The sequence below is a fragment of the Telluria sp. ZB4P37 genome, assembly GCF_059685855.1.
Window position 1 is genome coordinate 36,487 of sequence record NZ_JCASID010000007.1, and the last position, 21,082, is coordinate 57,568.

The 21,082-nt window shown below is 66.5% G+C and carries 16 protein-coding genes; 6 read left to right on the forward strand and 10 right to left on the reverse strand.

From position 1 onward, the window contains the following. Window position 1 precedes the first annotated feature (1 nt). From AC56K1_RS13110 to AC56K1_RS13130, 5 genes are all read left to right on the forward strand, one after another. Complete coding sequence (locus AC56K1_RS13110) at window positions 2–1,024, forward strand: branched-chain amino acid ABC transporter permease (protein ID WP_497158279.1); 1,023 nt, start codon at window positions 2–4, stop codon at window positions 1,022–1,024. A gap of 4 nt (window positions 1,025–1,028) precedes the next feature. Continuing rightward, entirely contained in the window at window positions 1,029–2,111 is a 1,083-nt protein-coding gene (locus AC56K1_RS13115) for a branched-chain amino acid ABC transporter permease (protein WP_497158280.1), read from the forward strand. A gap of 367 nt (window positions 2,112–2,478) precedes the next feature. Then, the gene (locus AC56K1_RS13120; protein WP_497158281.1) at window positions 2,479–3,174 is read left to right on the forward strand and encodes a choice-of-anchor J domain-containing protein; all 696 of its coding nucleotides are present in this window, start codon (window positions 2,479–2,481) and stop codon (window positions 3,172–3,174) included. Continuing rightward, window positions 3,161–3,574, forward strand: coding sequence for a post-PEP-CTERM-1 domain-containing protein (locus AC56K1_RS13125; protein WP_497158282.1), 414 nt, complete (start codon window positions 3,161–3,163; stop codon window positions 3,572–3,574). The genes AC56K1_RS13120 and AC56K1_RS13125 overlap by 14 nt, the downstream gene beginning before the upstream one ends. Next, window positions 3,561–5,003, forward strand: a complete 1,443-nt coding sequence (locus tag AC56K1_RS13130; RefSeq protein WP_497158283.1) for a PA domain-containing protein — start codon at window positions 3,561–3,563, stop codon at window positions 5,001–5,003. The genes AC56K1_RS13125 and AC56K1_RS13130 overlap by 14 nt, the downstream gene beginning before the upstream one ends. A gap of 73 nt (window positions 5,004–5,076) precedes the next feature. On the opposite strand, the gene ppa is transcribed toward AC56K1_RS13130, so the two are convergent. The 5 genes from ppa to hemC all read right to left on the reverse strand — a co-directional run bounded on the left by ppa (window position 5,077) and on the right by hemC (window position 9,826). Beyond that, window positions 5,077–5,616 carry an inorganic diphosphatase gene (ppa, locus tag AC56K1_RS13135; protein WP_497158284.1) on the reverse strand — a complete coding sequence of 180 codons (540 nt, stop codon included), beginning with the start codon at window positions 5,614–5,616 and terminating at the stop codon, window positions 5,077–5,079. Window positions 5,617–5,712: 96 nt separating this feature from the next. Further along, window positions 5,713–6,909, reverse strand: coding sequence for a heme biosynthesis protein HemY (locus AC56K1_RS13140; RefSeq protein ID WP_497158285.1), 1,197 nt, complete (start codon window positions 6,907–6,909; stop codon window positions 5,713–5,715). Window position 6,910: 1 nt separating this feature from the next. Beyond that, window positions 6,911–8,020, reverse strand: a complete 1,110-nt coding sequence (locus tag AC56K1_RS13145) for a uroporphyrinogen-III C-methyltransferase (RefSeq protein WP_497158286.1) — start codon at window positions 8,018–8,020, stop codon at window positions 6,911–6,913. Further along, window positions 8,017–8,790 (reverse strand): uroporphyrinogen-III synthase, encoded by a 774-nt coding sequence (locus AC56K1_RS13150; RefSeq protein WP_497158287.1) that lies wholly within the window; start codon window positions 8,788–8,790, stop codon window positions 8,017–8,019. Before AC56K1_RS13150 ends, AC56K1_RS13145 begins: the two co-directional genes overlap by 4 nt. Continuing rightward, window positions 8,783–9,826, reverse strand: coding sequence for a hydroxymethylbilane synthase (gene hemC / locus AC56K1_RS13155; RefSeq protein ID WP_497158427.1), 1,044 nt, complete (start codon window positions 9,824–9,826; stop codon window positions 8,783–8,785). Before hemC ends, AC56K1_RS13150 begins: the two co-directional genes overlap by 8 nt. A 118-nt stretch (window positions 9,827–9,944) precedes the next feature. Between hemC and ppc the strand changes: the two genes are divergently transcribed. Beyond that, window positions 9,945–12,770 (forward strand): phosphoenolpyruvate carboxylase, encoded by a 2,826-nt coding sequence (ppc, locus tag AC56K1_RS13160; RefSeq protein ID WP_497158288.1) that lies wholly within the window; start codon window positions 9,945–9,947, stop codon window positions 12,768–12,770. 151 nt (window positions 12,771–12,921) lie between these two features. On the opposite strand, the gene AC56K1_RS13165 is transcribed toward ppc, so the two are convergent. From AC56K1_RS13165 to rpoD, 5 genes are all read right to left on the reverse strand, one after another. After that, window positions 12,922–15,111, reverse strand: coding sequence for a glycoside hydrolase family 10-like protein (locus AC56K1_RS13165; RefSeq protein ID WP_497158289.1), 2,190 nt, complete (start codon window positions 15,109–15,111; stop codon window positions 12,922–12,924). Between the two features lie 242 nt (window positions 15,112–15,353). After that, window positions 15,354–16,952 carry a methyl-accepting chemotaxis protein gene (locus tag AC56K1_RS13170; RefSeq protein WP_497158290.1) on the reverse strand — a complete coding sequence of 533 codons (1,599 nt, stop codon included), beginning with the start codon at window positions 16,950–16,952 and terminating at the stop codon, window positions 15,354–15,356. 9 nt (window positions 16,953–16,961) lie between these two features. Next, window positions 16,962–17,501 (reverse strand): transporter, encoded by a 540-nt coding sequence (locus tag AC56K1_RS13175; RefSeq protein ID WP_497158428.1) that lies wholly within the window; start codon window positions 17,499–17,501, stop codon window positions 16,962–16,964. Window positions 17,502–17,510: 9 nt separating this feature from the next. Further along, window positions 17,511–17,738, reverse strand: a complete 228-nt coding sequence (locus AC56K1_RS13180) for a hypothetical protein (protein ID WP_497158291.1) — start codon at window positions 17,736–17,738, stop codon at window positions 17,511–17,513. Window positions 17,739–17,949: 211 nt separating this feature from the next. Next, complete coding sequence (gene rpoD, locus AC56K1_RS13185) at window positions 17,950–20,607, reverse strand: RNA polymerase sigma factor RpoD (protein ID WP_497158292.1); 2,658 nt, start codon at window positions 20,605–20,607, stop codon at window positions 17,950–17,952. Between the last annotated feature and the right edge of the window lie 475 nt (window positions 20,608–21,082).

Genomic DNA, 21,082 nt, shown 5'->3' on the forward strand with positions numbered 1-21,082 from the left:
AATGAGCGCCACCTTACCCCTTGCCGTCAAGGACACGCCGCTGCCCAGCGCGCCGCGCGACCTCGCGCCGCTGCTGCTGGTGCCGGCCTTGATGCTCTTGACCCTGCCGCTGGTGGGCAGCGTCCCCACCTGGATCACCCTCACCGTCGCCGGCCTGGCGATGGGCATGATGATCTTCATCATGGCCAGCGGCCTGACCCTCGTCTTCGGCCTGATGAGCGTGCTGAACTTCGGCCACGGCGCCTTCGTGTCGGTCGGCGCCTTTGCCGCGACCATGGTCCTGATCCCGATGCGCGGCTGGCTCGAGATGGATTCGCTAATGATCAACCTGGGCGTGCTGGCGCTGGCGGTCACGCTGGCGATGGTGGTCACCGGCCTGATGGGCTGGGCCTTCGAGCGCATCATCATCAAGCCTGTCTACGGCCAGCACCTCAAGCAGATCCTGATCACCATGGGCGGCATGATCGTGGCCGAACAGCTGATCCACGTGATCTGGGGCGCGGAAACCATCGCCCTGCCGCTGCCGGCCGCACTGCGCGGCGCCATCTTCCTGGGCGACGCCGCTATCGAGAAGTATCGTCTGGTCGCGGTCCTGGTCGGTCTGGTGGTGTTCGTGGGGATGTTCCTGACCCTGAACCGCACCAAGATCGGCCTGTTGATCCGCGCGGGCGTGGAGAACGGCGAAATGGTGGAAAGCCTCGGCTACCGCATCCGCCGCCTGTTCGTGGCCGTGTTCGCGGCGGGTTCGGCGCTGGCCGGGCTGGGCGGCGTGCTCTGGGGCCTGTACAAGGAAACCCTGAATGCGGCGATGGGCGGCGAGATCATGGTGATGATCTTCATCGTCATCATCATCGGCGGCCTGGGTTCGGTGGGCGGCTGCTTCATCGGCGCCCTGCTCATGGCGCTCGTTGCCAACTATGCCGGTTTCCTGGCCCCGAAGGTCGCCCTGGTCTCGAACATCATCCTGATGATCGCGATCCTGCTGTGGCGACCTAGCGGCCTGTACTCGAAAATGCGGAGCTGACTCCATGCTGCATCGACTTCTTTCCGGCGACCTGCCGCGCAGCCGCGTCCTCACCGGCGTCCTGCTGCTTATCTTGCTGGGACTGGCCTTCGCGCCCTTCCTGACCTCGGGCGCACGTCCGCTCAACACCGCCGCCACGATCTGCGTCTACATCGTGCTGGTGGCCTCCTACGACCTGCTGCTCGGCTATACCGGCATCGTCTCGTTCGCCCACACGATGTTCTACGGGATCGGCGCCTACGGCATCGGCCTCGGACTGGCGCGCGTCGATGACGCGACCTGGGGCGCGGCCCTCGGCGGGCTGGCGATCGCGCTGGTGGTGGCGCTGGCCCTCGCCCTGGTGGTCGGCCTGTTCGCGCTGCGCGTGCGCGCCATCTTCTACGCCATGATCACGCTGGCTGTTGCTTCCTCGTTTGCCGTGCTGGCCTCGCAACTGTCGGACTTCACCGGCGGCGAAGACGGCGTCACCTTCAGCGTGCCGGAGGTGCTCACGCCGGGCTTCACGCTCATGGAAAACGAGGTGTTCGGGCGCTCGATCGACGGCAAGCTGCTCAGCTACTACCTGGTGTTCTTCGGCTGCCTGCTGCTCTTCCTTTTCCTGCTGCGCCTGGTGAATTCGCCATTCGGGCGGGTGCTGCAGGCAATTCGCGAGAACGAGTTCCGCGCCGAGGCGCTGGGCTACCGCACAATGGTCTACCGCATCTGGGCCAACTGCCTGGCCGCGCTGGTGGCGGCGCTGGCCGGCGCGCTGATGGCGCTGTGGCTGCGCTACGTGGGTCCCAAGACGTCGCTCGGCTTCGAGGTGATGACCGACATTCTGCTGATCGTCGTCATCGGCGGCATGGGGACCATGTACGGCGCGGTGGTCGGCGCGGCGCTGTTCATCATTGCGCAGAATTACCTGAAGGAGCTGATGGGCGCGGGTTCAAGCGCGCTCGAAGGCGTGCCCTTCCTCGCGGCCGCGTTGCACCCGGACCGCTGGATGCTGTGGCTGGGCGTGCTGTTCATCCTTTCGATCTACTTCTTCCCGATCGGGATCGTGGGGAAGATGCGCTTGCGCGGTCATCTGGCGCGGCAAAAGAAATAACTTGGTGGCTGCTCGTTGAACTTGGGAGGAATAATGCCAGTGGCATTGTTCCCGCGGGAACGACGGTTTTTCCGTTAGCGACTATGAAACCTGTTTTTGGCCCGCACCGTCCGTACGTCGTTCCCGCGAAGGCGGGAACCTGATTTTTTCCGCAGCACCCCACGGCCTCCCCTCGCGGAGGCCGTTTTATTTCCCCCGAGATTTCCTACCTTCCCCTCCCTTGAGCCGCACTCAGCGCTCACCCCGGAATATTGAATATGCGTCAATATTTCTTATCTTCTTGCCCATACCATAAAGGCAACTATGGCCTCGTCGTCAGCCAGCGCGAGCGGACCGCCATCCTTCTGGCTTGCTTGAAAGGGGAATCATGAAACGACTTACTTCGCTCTCGGGTGCGGCGCTGCTTGCCGCGGCTGCCACGGCGCCGCTGCCCGGTCACGCTGCCGACCTGGTCGTGCTCAACGAAGGCTTCCGCAATGTCGCGAACCTGTCGGACTGGGCGCAGATCAATCGCAGCGTCCCGCCGGGGACCGGCTGGTTCCAGGGCAATCCCGACGTATTCACCTCGTATAACGGACCGGACAACGCCTATATCGCCGCCAACTACCTGAACGCCCAGAACGGCATGGGCGTGGTCGACAACTGGCTGATCACCCCGACCCTCACGCTGAACGGCCTGACCACGCTGTCCTTCTATACCAACCACAGCGGCGAGCCGGGCTTCTTCGACCAGCTCGAGGTGCGCTTCAGCCTGGGCAGCAATACCAGCGCCGACGGCTTCGACACGCTGCTGCTCACCATCGGCGGCAACCTGACGTTTCCCAGCGATTGGGCGCGATGGACCACGAACCTGGATGTCCAGGGTGAAGGACGCTTTGCGTTCCGCTACCTCGGCGACGCCGCCACGCTCGACTATGTCGGCATCGATGCCGTCCGGGTCGTCACCGCGGTGCCGGAGCCTTCGTCCTGGCTGATGCTGCTCGCCGGTCTCGGCGCCGTCGGGGTAACTGCCCGCCGGCTGCGCAAACAATCGTTTCCAGGAGAACGCCATGTCCCGCTGTAAACTGATGCTCCTCCTGCCGCTGGCCGCGCTGGCGCTGCCGGCTTGCGCCTTCCAGCAGGCCGCCCCGGCCCCTTCCGCCGAGCAAGGGATGGTGGTCGTGCGCGACGCCGCCACCGGCCAGTTGCGCGCCCCCACCCCTGCCGAAGCCCGCGCCCTGCAGCCGCGCCCCAGCCCGGCCGCCGCAGCCGCCGCCGCAACCCCGCCCAAGATGGTCGTCGGCCCCGGCGGGCGGCGTTCGGTGCGCCTCGGCGAGCGCCACATGGTGTACTCGGTCGTGACCCGCGACGGCAACGGGAAGCTGTCTCAAGACTGCGTGCACGGCCAGCATGCTGCCGAGAAGTCGCTCGCCAAGCCGGCCCCCGCCACCAAGCCAGAGGAGCAGCGCCATGAAAGCCGTTAAGTCCCTGCGCCGCATGGCGGCAGTATTGGCATCCACCCTGGCCATGACGCTGGCAGGCAGCAGCGCCGTCCAGGCCGCTGCCGACATCGTCATCGTCAACCTGAACGCGCCGGGCGTGGGCTTCAACGACCCGACCCCGGCCGCGCCGGTCGGCGGCAATACCGGCACCACGCTGGGCGAGCAGCGCTTGACCGCCTTCCGCCATGCCGCCGGCGTCTGGGGCGCGACGCTCGACAGCAGCGTGACGATCCGGGTCGGCGCGGCCTTTGTGCCGCTGGCCTGCAATGCCGGCGGCGCGGTGCTGGGCTCGGCCGGTCCGACCGAAGTCTGGTCCGACTTCCCCAACGCGCCGCGCGCCGGCACCTGGTATGTGAACGCGCTCGCCTCCAAGCTGGCCGGCGAAGACCTGACCGCGCCGACCGACCCGCACATCGTCGCCCGCTTCAACTCGCGGCTCGGCCTGTTCCCCGACTGCCTGCCGGGCTCCCCGTTCTACCTGGGGCTGGACAACAGGGCCGGCGACCAGATCGACCTCGTGACGGTGCTGCTGCACGAAATCGCCCACGGGCTCGGCTTCCTGTCGCTCACCGACGACGAGACCGGCGAGCTCTTCCTCGGAATCCCCTCGGTCTGGGACTACCACCTGGTGGACAACCGCCGCAACATGCCCTGGGTTACGTTGACCAATGCCCAGCGCGCGGCATCGGCCATCACCTGGCGTGGCGTGTCGTGGGACGGCCCGAACGTGAACGTCAACGTGCCCCAGGTGCTGGCGCCCCGCTCGAACCTGGATATCGGCGGGGCGAATGCCGGCTCCGCGCGTGGCGACTATTACGTGGGCGATGCGTCCTTCGGCCCCCCGCTGGGAAGCACGCCCGTGAGCGGCCAGCTGATGCCGGTGGTCGACCAGCCCGGCGGCGCCGGCCTGGCCTGCACGCCGCTGAACGCCACCAATGCGCTGGCGGTGCGCAACAACGTCGCCCTGGTCGATCGCGGCGCCTGCGACTTCGTGACCAAGGCGCGCAATGTGCAGGATGCCGGCGCCATTGCCATGGTGGTGGTGGACAACGTGGCGGGCGACGTCATCGGCCTGAGCGGCGACGATCCTGCGATCACGATTCCGTCGGTGCGCATCACCCTGTCCGATGGCGTCGCGATCAAGGCCGCGCTGCAGCAGCGTTCGCGCAGCAAGTCCGGCGTGATCGCTACCCTGGGCCTGGACCCGACCCGGCTGGCCGGCACCGACGCGAAGCAGAGGATCCTGATGTACACGCCCAGCATCTATTCGCCCGGCTCCTCGGTGTCGCACTACAGCACCGAAGCCAAGCCGAACCAGCTGATGGAGCCGTCCCTCAACTCCGACCTGGAGCACGCGGTGACGCCGCCGCGCGACCTGACCTTCCCGCTGCTGGAAGACATCGGCTGGTAGCCCTGCTTGAGCGCAGGCGAAAAAAAGCCGGCGTCCCCACGAGGGGCGCCGGCTTTTCCACGACCCGGTTAGCTTACGCCTGGGCCTTGTTCTTGAACGCTGCAACGCCGGCGACGATCTCGGCCTGTGCGGCTTCCTTGTCGGCCCAGCCTTCGATCTTGACCCACTTGCCCGGCTCCAGGTCTTTATAGTGCTCGAAGAAGTGCTGGATCTGCTGCAGGCGCAGCTCTTCCACGTCGTCCAGCGACTGGATCTTCTTGTACATCGGCAGCACCTTCTCGAGCGGCACCGCGATCACCTTGGCGTCGCCGCCGCCGTCATCGGTCATCTTCAGCACGCCCAGCGCGCGGCAACGCACCACCACGCCCGGCGGCAGCGGGAACGGGGTGATGACCAGCACGTCGCACGGGTCGCCGTCGTCGGCGATGGTCTGCGGCACATAGCCGTAGTTGCACGGGTAATGCATGGCGGTACCCATGAAGCGGTCGACGAAGATCGCGCCGCTGTCCTTGTCGACCTCGTACTTGACCGGGTCGGCGTTCATCGGGATTTCGATGATGACGTTGAAGTCGTTCGGCACGTCTTTGCCGGCAGGGACGTTATTCAGGCTCATGGATATTCCTTGGTTGCTGGGATTCGGTGAAAGTTTGACATTATAGCGAAACAGACATGCCGGTGTCGCGTCGGGAGGGCGGGCAGCGATACCGGATCAGAGAATACTGGCCAGCGCGCACTGCCGATAATGATTCGCCGCTTCGGCTTCCTGCCCCAGCGCCTCATGCATCTGCGCCAGCTTCAGGTGTGCCTCGCGCACCATCGGCGCCTCGGTGGCGTCGGACAGCGCGCCTTCCAGGTGGCGCTGGGCCTTGCCCCACAGCTTCTGCTTGAGGCAGAGCGAGCCCAGGGTCAGGGCCAGCTCGGCGTCGCGCGGGCGTTCCTTGAGCCAGGTTTCGCAATGCTCGATCTGGGTCAGGAGGGTCGGGGAGCCGGCCGGGCCAGCCGCTTCGCGGTAGGCGCGCACCACGCGGTCGTCCCAGTTGGCGCGCAGCGCATCTTCGGCGATGGCGCGCGCCTCGTCGTGCAGGCCGCGCGCATTGAAGGCGCCGGCCGCGCGCGCCGCGATATACGGCACGGTGCGGTCCAGCGCGGGCACGCCGGCCCAGACGCGGCGGATCGATTCGGCGTCATGGCCCCCGGCGCCCAGCAGGGCCTCGTAGGCCATCTCGCGCAAGCGCGTGGACAGCGCCGGGTGCAGGGCCTTGCGCTTGTCCAGGATGCGCACCAGGCGCAGCACTTCCGGCCAGTTGCGGGCCTGCTGGTTGGCTTTCATCGACCATTGCAGCGCGTGGATGTGGCGCTGGCCGCTGGCAGTGAGTTCGGCCACCGCTTCCAGCGCGGCTTCCGGCTGGTGGTCGTCGACCAGCAGTTCGGTGACCGTCATCAGGCGCGCAACCTTCAGGCCGTTGTCGTGGGCGACGCCGGCCAGCCAGGCGTCGCGCCGGGCAGGCTCGCGCATGCGATGCGCGGCCCGGGCGCCGATCAGGGCGGCCAGGCCGGTGTTTTCCGGCAGCTCGGCGGCGCGCATGGCGGCTTTTTCGGCATGGCCGAAGCGGCCCTCGAACAGGGCCTTGAGCGCGTCGCGCAAGCCCTTGTTGCCTTCGCGCTCGCGCTTGCGCTGGCGGTAGGCGGCCACCCGCTGCGGCATCTTGCGGGTGGCGTTGAGCGCGCGCACCAAGCCGTACATGACCAGGAACAGCAGGGCCAGCAGTACCACGAACAGATTCAGCGACATGTCGAGCCGGTGCGGCGGGTAGAACAGCACCACGTTGCCCGGATTGAAGCGCGCCGTCACGGCGATGCCGATGGCGGTGGCCATCAGGGCGACTAACCAGAGAAGAAGCCGCATCTCAGCCCTTCGCCTTGTAATTGCGCACCGCGTTCAGGCTGTCGGACAGGGTCGGCATCTCGATGGTCAGGTTGTTGGCCTGCACCTGGCGCAGCGCGCTTTGCGCCGACTGGGTGACCCGCGCGCGGGTGTCGAAATACTTGAGCATGATGTCCTGCGCGCTGTTGAGGTCATCGCGGAAGGCCGCCTCGTTACGCGACAGCAGGGCCAGGCGCGCGTTGAGCAGGCGCAGCTTGAGGTTCTCGCGCACGAAGAAGGCTTCGCTCGGCGAGAGCATCAGCGCTTCCGGCGTGTCGACGCTGCGCACGCGCACCAGCTGGCGCACGTCGTCCCACATCTCCTGGCTCCAGTTGCGCCAGGTCTGGGTCACGCGCTGGACCAGGGTCAGCGACTCGGGCGGGGCCTCCTTGCTGCGGGTGCTGCGCACCGGGGCAGCCGGCAGCAGCGGCTTTTCGTCCGACAGCATCGGCAGCGTGTCGACGTGGGCGATCACGCTGTCCAGGCGCAGGGCCACGCCGGCCAGGTCGACCGCCGGCATCGCCTTCAGACGCTCGATGTCGGCGCCGATGGCACGGCGGATGTTAAGGAATTGCGGCTTGTCCGAGCGCGACAGCGAGCGGTCGGCATTCTGCAGCGCGATCAGCGCGCCCTGCACGTTCCCGGCCAGCTGCAGCTGCTGGCTGGCGGTGGTGAGCACCTGTTCGATCTCGGCCAGCGCCCATTCGTCGCGGTTCTTCGACAGGTCCTGGTAGAGCTGCTCGAGCGCCAGGGTCTGGGTCTGGGCTTCGGACTGGCGGCTTTCCAGCACGCCAACCTTGACCTGCAGTTCTTTCGCGGTGTCGGACACGTCGCGCGCCAGCGCCGCGGTTTCCGCATTCATGGCATTGCCCTTCTGCAGGCTCAGCGCCATGTCCTTGCGCAATGAATTGATGCGGCTGTGCGAGCTCCAGGTCTGCAGGGCCAGCAGCACGGCGAGGATGGCGACCGCCGCCGGCAGCGGACGCTGCAGGGTGTGCAGCAGGCCCTGGGCCTGCGACGGGCGCATTGGCGCCTTCTGGACCACGTTGCCGGCCGGCGGGAGGATTTCTGGATTGTCAGGTAAGTCGTTCATTCTTGTGATTGTATCGCGGCAAGTAAGCGTGCGTCGCCAGATCCGGTGAGCGTGATGCGGCTGCACCCCAGGGCACGCGCCGTTTCGGCGATGCGGGCATGGGGCACGACCAGGTGCTGCGCGTGCAGGCGCGCCATCCCGGCCGGGGGATCGAGTTCCTCCACCAGCGCGGCCAGTCCGCGCAAGGCTTCCGAACTCGTGATTATCCAGTCGTTTGGCCCGGCCAGCAAGGCGGACAACTGCCGGGCCAGTGCATCGTCAAGGGCCGGCACCGTACGGCGGTAGGCGGCGACCGTCTCGACCCGGGCCCCGGCGGCGCGCAGGGTATCGGCCATCAGCTCGCGCCCGCTCTCCCCGCGCACGATCAGCACGCGCCGGCCTGCCAGTTGGGCCAGGTCGAGGCTGGCCAGCAGGCGCTCGGAATCGCTGTTGGCGGGGTCCGGCGGGCAATGGATGACGGCGTTCTCCAGCGTGACGCCATGGCGCGCGAGCGCCGCGCGGCTGCCTTCGCCGACCACGCCGATCGCGACCCCGGCGGGCCAGGCCTCCAGGTGGGCGAACGCGGCATCGACCGCGTTCGGCGACACGAAGGCCACCAGGTCGTAGTCGCTCAGTCCCGCCAGCGCGGCGCGCAGCGTCGATTGGTCGGCCAAAGGCGCGATCTCGAGCAGCGGCAGCACGACCGGCTTGCGGCCCGTGCTTGCCACGGCCTGCGCCAGCGCATCGGCCTGGGCGCGCGGCCGGGTGATGACGACCAGCCGCTCAGGCATCCTGGCCGGCGGTGGACGCCGCGTCAAGCGCAGCGGCGTCGGCCGCGTCGGCCGACTGCTTGCAGGCTTCCAGGATCGCATGCGCGTCCTGGTCTTCGAGCAGGATCGAGACCTGCTCGCCGAGGAATTCAGGATGCTCCCACGAGCCGGCGACTTCGGCGCGGGCGGTGCGCAGGCCGTCGGGCGTGGCGACCATGGCGCGCAGGCGCATGGTGCTGCCTTCGACGGTGGCGAAGGCGGCCAGCGGGATCTGGCAGCTGCCGCCGAAAATCTTCGACACCTTGCGCTCGGCCGCGACCGCCCGCGCGGTGGCGTCATGGTTCAGCGGGGCAAGGACCGCGCGCAAGTCAACGCCGTCGCTGCGCGCAGCGCCGAGGATTTCGATCGCCATCGCGCCCTGCCCGGCCGCCGGCAGGCTGTCTTCCGGTTCGAGCACGGCGCGGATGCGCTCGGGCAGGCCGAGGCGCTTGAGGCCGGCCGCCGCCAGGATGATCGCGGCATACTCGCCGCGATCGAGCTTGCCCAGGCGGGTGTCGAGGTTGCCGCGCAGCGGCTTGATGACGAGCTGCGGGTAGCGCGCCGCGATCAGGGCCTGGCGGCGCAGGCTGCTGGTGCCGACAATGCTGCCTGCCGGCAGCTCGGCCAGGCTGGCGTAGTCGTTCGACACAAACGCGTCGCGCGGGTCTTCACGCTCGAGCACGGCGGCCAGCTCGAAGCCTTCCGGCAGGTCCATCGGCACGTCCTTGAGCGAATGCACGGCCAGGTCGGCGCGGCCTTCGGCCATCGCCACTTCGAGTTCCTTGACGAACAGGCCCTTGCCGCCGACCTTGGACAGCGCGCGGTCCAGGATCTGGTCGCCCCGTGTTGTCATTCCGAGAATTTCGACACTACACTGCGGATATAATTCGGCGAGACGGGCACGCACGTATTCGGCCTGCCACATGGCCAGGCGGCTCTCGCGGGATGCGATAATCAGCTTCGCGGGCGCTCCCTGCGCCGTTTGGGTTGCATTCAACACGGATTCTTTCACTGTCATCTGGCCTACCAGGACGATGCCGGTACCTGGCCCTTGCATAAGATCATAAATTTTAGCATGGGCCCTCTTGCAGACGATGGCCAACCGCCATGGCACAATCAATTTACATGTGGTCGATATGGATAATCCTGCTGAATCAGTTCCCCCTGGCGCGCCTTCCCCTGACAAGGACGCGCCGCTGAAAGAAGACATCCGCCTCCTTGGCCGCCTGCTCGGCGACGTGCTGCGCGACCAGGAAGGCATTGAGGTGTTCGAGGTGGTCGAGACCATCCGCCAGACCGCCGTGCGCTTCCGCCGCGAAGACGACGCCGAGGCCGGCCGGGAACTCACTACCCTGCTCTCCAGGCTCACGCGCGACCAGACCATCTCGGTGGTGCGCGCCTTCTCGTACTTTTCTCACCTGGCCAACATCGCCGAAGACCAGCACCACATCCGCCGCCGCCGCGCCCACATGCTCAAGGGGTCCAGCGCCCAGCAGGGCAGCGTCGGCTTTGCCCTGGGCAAGCTGGTTGAGGCCGGCGTGCCGCAAGACCTGGTCGAGGGCTTTTTCAAGGATGCCCTGATCTCGCCGGTGCTCACCGCCCACCCGACCGAAGTGCAGCGCAAGAGCATCCTCGATGCAGAGCACGACATCGCCCGCCTGCTGGCCGAACGCGACCGCGGCCTGACGCCCAAGGAACTGCAGCGCAACGGCCAGCTGCTGCATGCGCGCATCGCCACGCTGTGGCAGACCCGCATGCTGCGCTATTCCAAGCTGACCGTGGCCGACGAGATCGACAACGCCCTGTCCTATTACCGCATCACCTTCCTGCGCGAAGTGCCGGCGCTGTACGACGACATCGAAGCCGAGATCGCCGCCAAGTACGAGGGCGAGGAGCGCAGCGGCAAGTCCGGGCTGGGCGACGCCCTCTACCTGCAGATGGGCAGCTGGATCGGCGGCGACCGCGACGGCAACCCGAACGTCAATGCCGACACCATGCGCCACGCGCTGGTGCGCCAGTCCACCACCATCCTCGACTTCTACCTGGAAGAAGTGCACGCGCTCGGCGCGGAGCTGTCGATCTCGACCCTGATGGTCGAGGTCACCCGAAGCATGCAGGCCCTGGCCGATTCCTCGACCGACGCCTCGCCCCACCGCAGCGACGAGCCTTACCGCCGCGCCCTGATCGGCATCTATGCCCGCCTGGCCGCCACCGCGCGCGAGCTCGGCGTCGACCACATCCTGCGCAAGGAAGTCGGCCACGCCCCGCCCTACCTCGACGCCGGCTTGTTCGCGGCCGACCTCGAGGTGCTGGCCGATTCGCTGCGCGGCAACCACGGCGCCGTGCTGATCCAGCCACGCCTGGCCGGATTGATGCGCGCCGCGCGCATCTTCGGCTTCCACCTGGCTTCGCTCGACATGCGCCAGAGCTCGGACGTGCACGAACGCGTGCTGGCCGAGCTGTTCGCGCGGGCCGGCGCCGAAAGCGACTACGCGGCCCTGCCGGAAGAGCGCAAGATCGCCCTGCTGTTGGCCGAACTGACCCAGCCGCGCCCCCTGTACTCGGCCTTCGAGGACTATTCGGAAGAGACCAATTCCGAGCTGGCGATCCTGCGCACCGCGCGCGAGATCCGCCTGCGCTACGGCAGCCGCGCGATCCGCAACTACATCATCTCGCACACCGAGACCGTGTCGGACTTGCTGGAAGTGCTGCTGCTGCAAAAGGAAACCGGCCTGCTGCGCCCCGCCACTGGCGGCTGCGACGTGATGGTGATCCCGCTGTTCGAGACCATCCCCGACCTGCAGCGCGCTAGCGGCATCATGGACGAATGGATGTCGCTGCCGCTGGTGGACAGCGTGATCGAGAAGCAGGGCCGCCTGCAGGAAGTCATGCTGGGCTATTCGGACTCGAACAAGGATGGCGGCTTCCTGACCTCGAACTGGGAGCTGTACCAGGCCGAGCTGAAACTGGTCGACGTGTTCGCCGCCAAGAACGTGAAGCTGCGCCTGTTCCACGGCCGCGGCGGCACCGTCGGACGCGGCGGCGGCCCGAGCTACGACGCGATCCGCGCCCAGCCGCCCGGCACCGTGAATGGCCAGATCCGCCTGACCGAACAGGGCGAGATCATCGCCTCGAAATTCTCGAACGCCGAGATCGGCCGGCGCAACCTGGAGCTCCTGGTGGCGGCCACCCTGGAGGCGAGCCTGAGCCCGCGCGCCGCGGACGACGCGACCAACGCGCGCCTGTCACAGTTCGAAGCCGTGATGGCCGAGCTGTCCGAGCGCGCCTACCGCGCCTACCGCAACCTGGTCTACGAGACCCCGGGCTTCACCGACTACTTCTTTGCCGCTACCCCGATCGCCGAGATCGCGGAACTGAACCTGGGCTCGCGCCCGGCCTCGCGCAAGTCGACCCGCCGCATCGAGGACCTGCGCGCGATTCCCTGGGGCTTCTCCTGGGGCCAGTGCCGCCTGCTGCTGCCGGGCTGGTTCGGCTTCGGCGCGGCCGTCAGCGGCTGGCTGGCGGACGGCGACCCGGCTGTTCGCGCGGGACGCCTCGATCAGCTGCGCGCGATGTACCAGGAGTGGCCCTTCTTCGCGACCCTGCTGTCGAACATGGACATGGTGCTGGCCAAGACCGACCTGGCGATCGCCTCGCGCTATGCCGAACTGGTGGCGGACGTGGGACTGCGCGAGCGGATCTTCCGCCGCATCACGGCCGAGCATGGCGAGACCCTGCGCTGCCTGGAGTCGATCACCGGCTCCAGCGAACGGCTGGCCGGCAACCCGCTGCTGGCGCGCTCGATCCAGAACCGGTTTGCCTACCTCGATCCGCTGAACCACCTGCAGGTGGAACTGATCCACCGCCGCCGCTCGCTTGGGGACAACGAGGACCCGCGGGTGCACCGGGGGATACATTTGTCGATCAACGGGGTGGCGGCGGGGTTGCGCAATACCGGCTGATCGTTACCGCCCTTTCATCCACTGCACTTGAAACCGTCATTGCCGCCACTGGCGGCAATGACTCCGGCCTTCGCCGGGGCGACGGTCTTCAAGTTAGCGGCATGAACGACGCACGTAGCTCGCCACGTGCGTGGCTCTCCGCGAACTCCTATCACCCCGCGCACGCCCCCAGCACACTCCCCTTCTTCAGGTGCGCCTTCACCGCATTCGACGACACGCACACGGCGTTCGACGGATTGCTGCCGCTGCCGGTCTTGTGGCACACCAGCACCTTGTCCTCGCCGCAGCGCGCGTCGATCACCGGGACCGTCACGGTGGCGGCGGCGAAGCAGCCTTCTGGGCTGGCTGCCTGCGCGGTGAAGCTGAAGACGCCGGCGCCAGTCGGCGCGAAGGTCGTCACCGCGCCGGTCGTCGACGACAGGCCGCCCGCCGGGCTCCAGGTAAAGCTGGACGACCCGCCCGCATCGCTCGCCGTGAGCTGCACGCTCTGCGGCCCATACCCCAGCGTGATCGTATTCGGCGGCAGGCCGGCCGCCTCCCCTTCTGCCGGCAGCACGCTGATCGACGGCTGCGGCACGTGGCCCTGCACCGTGACCATCGCCTCGTCGCTGGCGCTGTTGCCGCCCTTGTCGATGGCAGTGAGTGTCACCTTCTGCGCGCCGATGTCAAGGCAGGAGAAACTGGTGCGCGATGCGCTGAGCGACTCCACGCCCCAGTTGTCGCTCGTGCCGCCGTCGAGTTGCGCCGGCGTGACCGAGGCCGTGCCGCCAGCCAGCGTCACGCTGACATCGCGGGTACGAACGACGGGCGCCTCGAAGTCGTTGCTGACCGTGTTGGCGCGCGGGCTCTCCACGCTCAGGCGGTTCAGGGCCGTCACCGTGTAGTAGTAATACTGGCCATTCGCCGTGGCATCAAGGAAGGTCGTGGTGGCGGTATCGGTCACGCCCAGCAGGTTGGCCGGGGATTCCAGGTCCATCTCGCGCTGCTGCGAGCGGTAGATGGCGTATTTGCGGGTCTTTTCGAATTCGTCCGCGCTGCCGGGGGCCGGCGCCCAGGCAAGCTGCAGCGCGCCATTGCTGCTGCTCGCGCCAAGGCTTGATGGGGCGCCGGGCGCCTGCAAGCCCTTCCAGCCCATCACCGGCGGCAGCGCCGGGCGCGCATAGGTGCTGTTTTTGAGCGAGCTGCGGTAGCCCAGCAGGTCGCCCTGCAGGAAGGCGTGGCGGAAGTGGACCTGGCCCGAGACATTCGCCTGTGCTCGGTTCAGCGCGATCTGGTTGTTGATCTGGTTGGGGTCAAGCCAGCCGGCGGTGTTCATCTTGTAGTCGGCCAGGCCGATGTACATGTGGCGCTCGTAGGCATTGTCGTTCCACCACGGCACCAGGAGCTTGTAGTCCGAACCCGTCTGGCCGATATACCAGTAGACCTGCGGCACCAGGTAGTCGACCCAGCCCTGCTGGATCCACTTGCGGCTGTCGGCGAACATGCTGGTGTAGTGCTGCGAGGCGCCGCTCGAAGTCGGCGAGCCGATCGCGGGATCAAGGCTGCTGCGGTAGATGCCCGAAGGCGAGACGCCGAACTTCACCCACGGCTTCACGGCGCGGATGCTGTCGTTCACGCGCGCGATCAAGAGGTTGATGTTGTCGCGGCGCCAGTCGGCGCGGCCCGCCGTCGTATTCGGGAAGCCGCGCGGATCAAGGTTGTAGGCCTCGTCGTCGCCCGTGGTGCCGGCCGGGTAGAAATAGTCGTCGAAGTGGATGCCGTCGACGTCGTAGCGGTTGACGATCTCCATGATGACGTTCACCACGTGGTCGCGCACTGCCGGCAGGCCCGGGTTCAGGATCTTCACGGTGCCGACCGTCAGCATCCATTCCGGATGCGTGCGCGAGACGTGGCTGGCCGCATACTGCGCCGTATTGCCCTGGTTGGCGACGGTGGCCACAGCGCGGTAGGGGTTGATCCAGGCGTGGAATTCCATGCCGCGCTTGCGCGTCTCTTGAATCGCGAAGTCCAGCGGATCCCAGCTTGGCGACGGCGCGCTGCCCTGGTTATTGGTCAGGTAGTAGGACCACGGTTCGTAGCTGCTCGGGTACATGGCGTCGGCCTGGCTGCGCACCTGCAGGAAGGCGGCGTTCATGCCGGTGGCCTTGTTGTGGTCGAGGATCGCCTTCAGGGCCGCCTGCTGCTGCGCCGGGGTCTGGGTGCGGTTCGGCCAGTCCAGGCTCAGGTGGGTACTGATCCACACGCCGCGCATCTCGCGCTTGGGACTGATCGACTGGGCGTCGGCGTGGGAAACGGAAGCGACGAGCATCGCGGCTGCCGCTGCAAGCAAAAGTTTTTTCATGTTGTGAATTTTTTGCGGGTTGAGTGAACGCCCAGGCAGCCGATAACGCTGGCGGCGCGCTAGTGGCAATGCACGGCGCCTCTCCAAGCACCGACGTATTGCCATCCGCAAAAAAGAGTACGCCCGAGCAATTTTGACAACCAATGAATTTCAGGTTGTGCGGCATAACCCGGATGCATGGCGGCATCCGGTTACCCCTTGCCGGGCGAAAGACTGGAGAAAGCTGGTGTCGCTGGAAAATCTCAGCGCAGTGCGAGCGCCGGCGCCCTTGATGCCACCGGACGGCGCGCGGCCGAAGTCTTCGCAGCGCCCAGGTTGAACACGCCCACCAGCTCGGCCAGCTTCTCGGCCTGTACCTGGAGCGACTCCGCCGCGGCGGCGGCTTGCTCCACCAGCGCGGCATTTTGCTGCGTGGCGGCGTCAATCTCGCCGATGGCCTGGTTGACCTGCCCGATGCCCGCCTCCTGCTCGCGGCTGGCGGCGCTGATCTCGGACATGATGTCGCTCACGCGCTGCACGCCTGCGACGACCTCGCTCATCGTGCCGCCAGCCTGGCCGACCAGGCGGTTGCCCTCGCCCACCGTACTGCTCGTGGAGTCGATCAGGACCTTGATTTCCCTGGCGGCGGAATTGGAGCGCTGCGCCAATGCGCGCACCTCGCTGGCGACCACCGCGAAGCCCCTGCCCTGCTCGCCCGCGCGCGCCGCTTCCACCGCAGCGTTCAGCGCCAGGATATTGGTCTGGAAGGCGATGCCTTCGATGACGCCGATGATGTCGCCGATCTTGCGCGACGCCTGGTCGATGGCGCCCATGGTCTGCACCACCTGGTTCACCACGGCGCCGCCGCGGGTCGCAACCTCGGTGGCCGACGCAGCCAGCTGGCTGGCCTGGCGCGCGTTGTCGGCATTCTGGCGCACGGTGGCGGTCAGTTCTTCCATCGAGGACGCGGTTTCTTCCAGCGAGCCGGCCTGGGTTTCGGTGCGGCGCGACAGGTCGAGGTTGCCGGCGGCGATTTCCTGCGAGGCGGTGCCGATGGAATCGGTGCCGTCGCGCACGGCGCTGACGATCCCGTGCAGGCTGGCGCGCATCGCGTCGAGCGCGCGGCGCAGGCGTGCCGTTTCGGTACGGTCGCTTTCCGCCACCGTGCCTTCGTCACCTCCGAGGTCGCCGCGGGCGATACGGTCGGCAAACACCACGGCCTGCTCGAGCGGGCGCACAATGCCGCGGATCAGGAAGTAGCCCATCGCAATGGTGGCGACCATGGACGCCAGCGCGGTGAGCTGGATGCGCAGCGAGGCCGAGGTGACCACGGCATCGCCTTCGGCGCGCACGGCGTCCGAATCCTTCTCGATCAATTCGCTCAGGGCGCCCATGGTGCCTTCGAGCTTGCGGAAGCCATCCATGAAGCCGCCGAAGGCCTGGCGCGCGGCGGCCTGGTCGGCGCCGGCCTGGGCCACGATGGCGGCGGCGCTTTTCAGGTAGGCGGCGACGTCCGGACGCACCTTGTCGACAGCCGCCTTGACGGCGGCATTGGTGGCATGGGCGTCGAGCGCGGCGAGCGTCCTGCCGAAAGTGGCGGCATGCTCGTCGGCGTCGCGCCTGGCGGCCGCCTGTTCTTCCAGGGTGGCGGCCATCAAAGCCGCGAGCACGTCGGCGCGCAGCGCGTCGTGCATCATGTCGGCCTGCATCTGGTCGCGCAGGGCTGCGCCGTTGACGCTGACGGCATCCATCGAGCGGTCGAGCGACTGCACGGACAGGTAGCCGATCAGGCCGACCACGCTGCAAAAGACCAGCGTGACGAGGTAGGACAGGCGCAGCTGGTGCTTGATGCTCAGTTTCATCACGTGCTCTTAAAGTTTGAAGGACAGGCCCACGGTGAAGGCCAGGTCGGGGGTACGGCTGTTCAGGCCGCGCGAGACCATCGCGTCGAGCTGGACGGTATCGGACAGGAGGTAAGCGCCGCCGGCATCGAAGCTGGCCTGGATGCCGCCATCCATGCTGCGGGCGATCTGCGGCATCGCCACTTCGACGAAGCCACGCAGGCGCTCGTTGATCGATTTGCCGAGCACCACGCCGAGGATGCCATAGCGGTAGCGGCCGGTGTCGCCGCGCTCGATGCCAATGCCGGGCATGACGCCCAGCGACAAGTCGTTCGGCAGTTCCCACTCGCCCACCACGCGCAGCGACGGGCGCAGGCCCTGGCCGCGGAAGGCGCGCGAGCCGCTGTCGAGGTCGGCGTGCAGCAGCACCCCGACCGACGGCAGGCTGCCGGCCGCATCCATGGCATGCCATTTCACGCCGAGCGAGGTGTCGGCATAACCGGCCTCGGTGCTGCGCTGGCCGCCTTCGGTATGGTGGTTGACAATGCGGCCATCGGTTTCGGCGCGCAGCTCAAACGTCTAGCCGATGCCATAGCGCAGCAGGGTCGGCGTCGACACAATGCGATCGCGCGCAGCGCCGCTGCGGTCGCGCTCGAGCAGCAGGCTGGTTTCCACCTGCAGCCGGCTGTTGCCGACGACATTGCTGGATTCAACGAAATCGGGACGGTCGGTGGCGATCCGGTCCTGGGCGTGGATGGCGGGAGTGGCGCACAGGCCGAGCGCGGTGAGGATGGCGAAATGCTTCATGGGATTCCAAAGAGACGGGGATGGCACTGGATGCCGCGGATCGATTAAAGTTGCTTTGAAGAATAATCGTTTGTTTAATCCGCCGGCGTCAACATATGCTTGTCGCATCGTTTGCAAGAAACAAACGAAGCGTTGTTGATGGACTGCATCAGGCGAAAAAAAACCGCCCGGTCATTGACGGGGCGGTTTTTTTTACCAACTGGCAAAACTCTTAGTGGTTGTGCAGGAAGGTCTTGAGCTTGTCCGAACGCGACGGCTGGCGCAGCTTGCTCATGGCCTTGGCTTCGATCTGGCGAATCCGCTCGCGGGTGACGTCGAACTGCTTGCCGACTTCTTCCAGCGTGTGGTCGTTCGACATCTCGACGCCGTAGCGCATGCGCAGCACCTTGGCTTCGCGCGGGGTCAGCGAGTCCAGCACTTCCTTGATCACGTTGCGCATCGACGCGTGCAGCGCGGCGTCCAGCGGAGCCAGCGTGGTGTTGTCTTCGATGAAGTCGCCCAGTTGCGAATCGCCGTCCTCGCCCATCGGGGTTTCCATCGAAATTGGCTCTTTCGCGATCTTCATGATCTCGCGAACTTTGTTCTCTGGCATTTCCATCTTCAGGGCCAGGGTCGGCAGGTCCGGCTCGCTGCCGGTTTCCTGCATGATCTGGCGCGAAATGCGGTTCATCTTGTTGATCGTCTCGATCATGTGCACCGGCACGCGGATGGTGCGGGCCATGTCGGCGATCGAACGCGTGATCGCCTGGCGGATCCACCAGGTCGCATAGGTCGAGAACTTGTAGCCGCGGCGGTATTCGAACTTGTCCACGGCCTTCAGCAGGCCGATATTGCCTTCCTGGATCAGGTCGAGGAATTGCAGACCGCGGTTGATGTATTTCTTCGCGATCGAGATCACCAGGCGCAAATTGGCCACGGTCATTTCGCGCTTGGCCTGGCGTGCGCGCTTCTCGCCCGCCGCCATCTGCTTGTTGATCTTGCGCAGGTCGGCCAGCGGCAGCGCCACGCGCGCCTGCAGGTCGATCATGCGCTGCTGCAGTTCCTTGATGGCCGGCAGATTACGGCTGAGCACGGCGCTGTACGGGTAGGCGCAATCGACTTCGCGGTCGCCCCATTGCAGATCGGTTTCGTTGCCCGGGAAAACCTTGATGAAGTGGGCGCGCGGCATGCCGCAGCGGTTCACGCAGATGTCCAGCACGGCGCGCTCGATAGCACGCACTTCGTCCATCTGGTGGCGCAGCGTGTCGCACAGCTTTTCCACGATCTTGGCGGTGAAGCGGATGCCCAGCAGCTCGGTCGAGATGATGGCCTGCGCCTCTTCGTATTCATCCGAGCCGTAGCCGACGGTCTTGAAGGCATGGCCCATGCGGTCGAACTGCTTTTCGATCAGTGCGAACTTTTCCAGCGCGCTCTTGCGCAGTTGGACAAGCTGCTCGGTCGAGTAGCCGGCCGCGCCGCCGCCGACGGCGCCGTCTTCTTCCTCTTCCTCGACTTCTTCCTCTTCTTCTTCCTCGTCGTCACCGGCACGCGAAGCGCCGCTGGCCGGCGCCGGCGCAGGGGCAGGCGCCGAGGCGTTGTGGTCGACGAAGCCGTCCACCACGTCGTCGATCTTCATGTCGTCGGCGGCGATCTTGTGCGACAGCGCGATGATTTCCGAGATCGTGGTCGGGCAGGCGGAAATTGCCTGGACCATGTCCTTGAGGCCATCTTCGATGCGCTTGGCGATCTCGATCTCGCCTTCGCGCGTCAGCAGCGACACGGCGCCCATTTCACGCATGTACATGCGGACCGGGTCGGTGGTGCGGCCGAAGTCCGAGTCGACGGTCGACAGCGCCGTGGCGGCGGCCGCTTCGACTTCGTCTTCGCTGGTCGCGGTCGGCACGTTGTCCGACAGCAGCATCATTTCCGCTTCCGGGGCGCGCTCGTAGATCGCGATGCCCATGTCGTTGAAGGTGGCGATGATGCCTTCGATCGCTTCCGGGTCGACGATGTTTTCCGGCAGCTGGTCGTTGATCTGGGCGTGGGTCAGGTAGCCGCGCTCCTTGCCCATGTTGATCAGGTTCTTCAGCTGGGTGCGGCGCTTTTCCAGTTCCGCTTCCGAGAAGCCGGCCACGACCGCGCCCGGCAGGCCCTTGGCACGGCGCTCGCGCAGCTTCGATGCGGCCTTCAGTTCCGAGCGCTCGATGGTGTTGAGTGCGGCGACTTCGTCGTTTTCCGGCACGAACTCGCTCGGCTTGCGGCCGCGACGGCCCGGCACCTTGACCTGCGGCAGCAGGTAGCCGGTGGTGTCGATCGCCGCCAGCTTGGCGGCGTCGGTAGTCGAGCTGACCGTGCCCACTGCCGTGGCCGGGGCCGCAACCACGGGCGCGTCGGTGCGGCGGCGGGTGCGCACGGCCTTCGGCGCCTCGTCGACAACTTCGGCAGCCGCCACCGGAGTTGCCACGGCGTCGACAGCCGGCGCCGCTTCGGTCTGGGCCAAGTCCGAGGCGGGCTCGGAAGCGGCTTTCAGAACGGCCAGTTTCGATGTACGCTTGCGCACGATCACGGGCGCCGCCGCCGGGGTTGCCGCCGCGGCCGGCACGTAGTCATCGGCCGAGTCGGCCGTTGCCTCGACGGCCGGGGCCACCTCAGCCACGGCTTCCATCGGCACGTCGACTGCTTCCACCTGTGCTGCGACTTCGTCGACTGGTGCGTCCTGCGCGGCCTTGACCGACGTCAGGCGCGAGCGGGTTTTCACCACCGTGACCTTGGCCGCCGCTTCCGTTTCGAGGAAGTAGGAGGTCGCGGTTTTCGGCACTGCCAGCTGTGCCGTTGCCTTGGCGGGCGCTTTTTTGGCGGTCAGTGTCAGTGTCTTGGCGGTGTTTTTCATAGTAAAACTCTCTCCAGTCGAGGCCGGTGGAAGGCCTGCGAAGTAATAATCCAGCGGGACCCGCGTGCGGGTCGGATACGGGGAACGGAAGTGGCCCTAGCTGAGGGAAGGCAGGCCGACTTCAAGCACGCATCCCCCTCGGCCGCCAACATTCGATGGGAGGTGGCAGCAAGTGGGCAAGGAAAAAATGGTGTCTGAAATCACGGCATGCATGTCGAAACGAAAAAAAGCCCGTCGGATCTAACGGGCTTGCTTCTATAGTTCAGGGAACATAGAGGGAAGCGAGATTATGCCGTATTGCAAGAATTGGTGATAATTGATATATCCCATAATGGATATCACCGCGTTGAATATGACACCGCCTGTCGACTTCCCGGCAGGCCTGCGACGGCGCAAGCCGTGCGCAAGGCAAGAGGCGGATCATACACGTTTTTCCGCCTGCACGCCGCCCGGCCGTGGCTGAGTCCGCAAGTTT

What these genes read in the sequence shown, in the direction of transcription:
- AC56K1_RS13170 (WP_497158290.1), bottom strand. Translation starts at nt 16,952, where the DNA reads ATGAAACTGAGCATCAAGCACCAGCTGCGCCTGTCCTACCTCGTCACG.
- AC56K1_RS13130 (WP_497158283.1), top strand. Translation starts at nt 3,561, where the DNA reads ATGAAAGCCGTTAAGTCCCTGCGCCGCATGGCGGCAGTATTGGCATCC.
- AC56K1_RS13165 (WP_497158289.1), bottom strand. Translation starts at nt 15,111, where the DNA reads ATGAAAAAACTTTTGCTTGCAGCGGCAGCCGCGATGCTCGTCGCTTCC.
- ppa (WP_497158284.1), bottom strand. Translation starts at nt 5,616, where the DNA reads ATGAGCCTGAATAACGTCCCTGCCGGCAAAGACGTGCCGAACGACTTC.
- AC56K1_RS13180 (WP_497158291.1), bottom strand. Translation starts at nt 17,738, where the DNA reads ATGAAGCATTTCGCCATCCTCACCGCGCTCGGCCTGTGCGCCACTCCC.
- AC56K1_RS13145 (WP_497158286.1), bottom strand. Translation starts at nt 8,020, where the DNA reads ATGAACGACTTACCTGACAATCCAGAAATCCTCCCGCCGGCCGGCAAC.
- AC56K1_RS13125 (WP_497158282.1), top strand. Translation starts at nt 3,161, where the DNA reads ATGTCCCGCTGTAAACTGATGCTCCTCCTGCCGCTGGCCGCGCTGGCG.
- rpoD (WP_497158292.1), bottom strand. Translation starts at nt 20,607, where the DNA reads ATGAAAAACACCGCCAAGACACTGACACTGACCGCCAAAAAAGCGCCC.
- AC56K1_RS13110 (WP_497158279.1), top strand. Translation starts at nt 2, where the DNA reads ATGAGCGCCACCTTACCCCTTGCCGTCAAGGACACGCCGCTGCCCAGC.
- hemC (WP_497158427.1), bottom strand. Translation starts at nt 9,826, where the DNA reads ATGACAGTGAAAGAATCCGTGTTGAATGCAACCCAAACGGCGCAGGGA.
- AC56K1_RS13120 (WP_497158281.1), top strand. Translation starts at nt 2,479, where the DNA reads ATGAAACGACTTACTTCGCTCTCGGGTGCGGCGCTGCTTGCCGCGGCT.
- AC56K1_RS13115 (WP_497158280.1), top strand. Translation starts at nt 1,029, where the DNA reads ATGCTGCATCGACTTCTTTCCGGCGACCTGCCGCGCAGCCGCGTCCTC.
- AC56K1_RS13150 (WP_497158287.1), bottom strand. Translation starts at nt 8,790, where the DNA reads ATGCCTGAGCGGCTGGTCGTCATCACCCGGCCGCGCGCCCAGGCCGAT.
- AC56K1_RS13140 (WP_497158285.1), bottom strand. Translation starts at nt 6,909, where the DNA reads ATGCGGCTTCTTCTCTGGTTAGTCGCCCTGATGGCCACCGCCATCGGC.
- ppc (WP_497158288.1), top strand. Translation starts at nt 9,945, where the DNA reads ATGGATAATCCTGCTGAATCAGTTCCCCCTGGCGCGCCTTCCCCTGAC.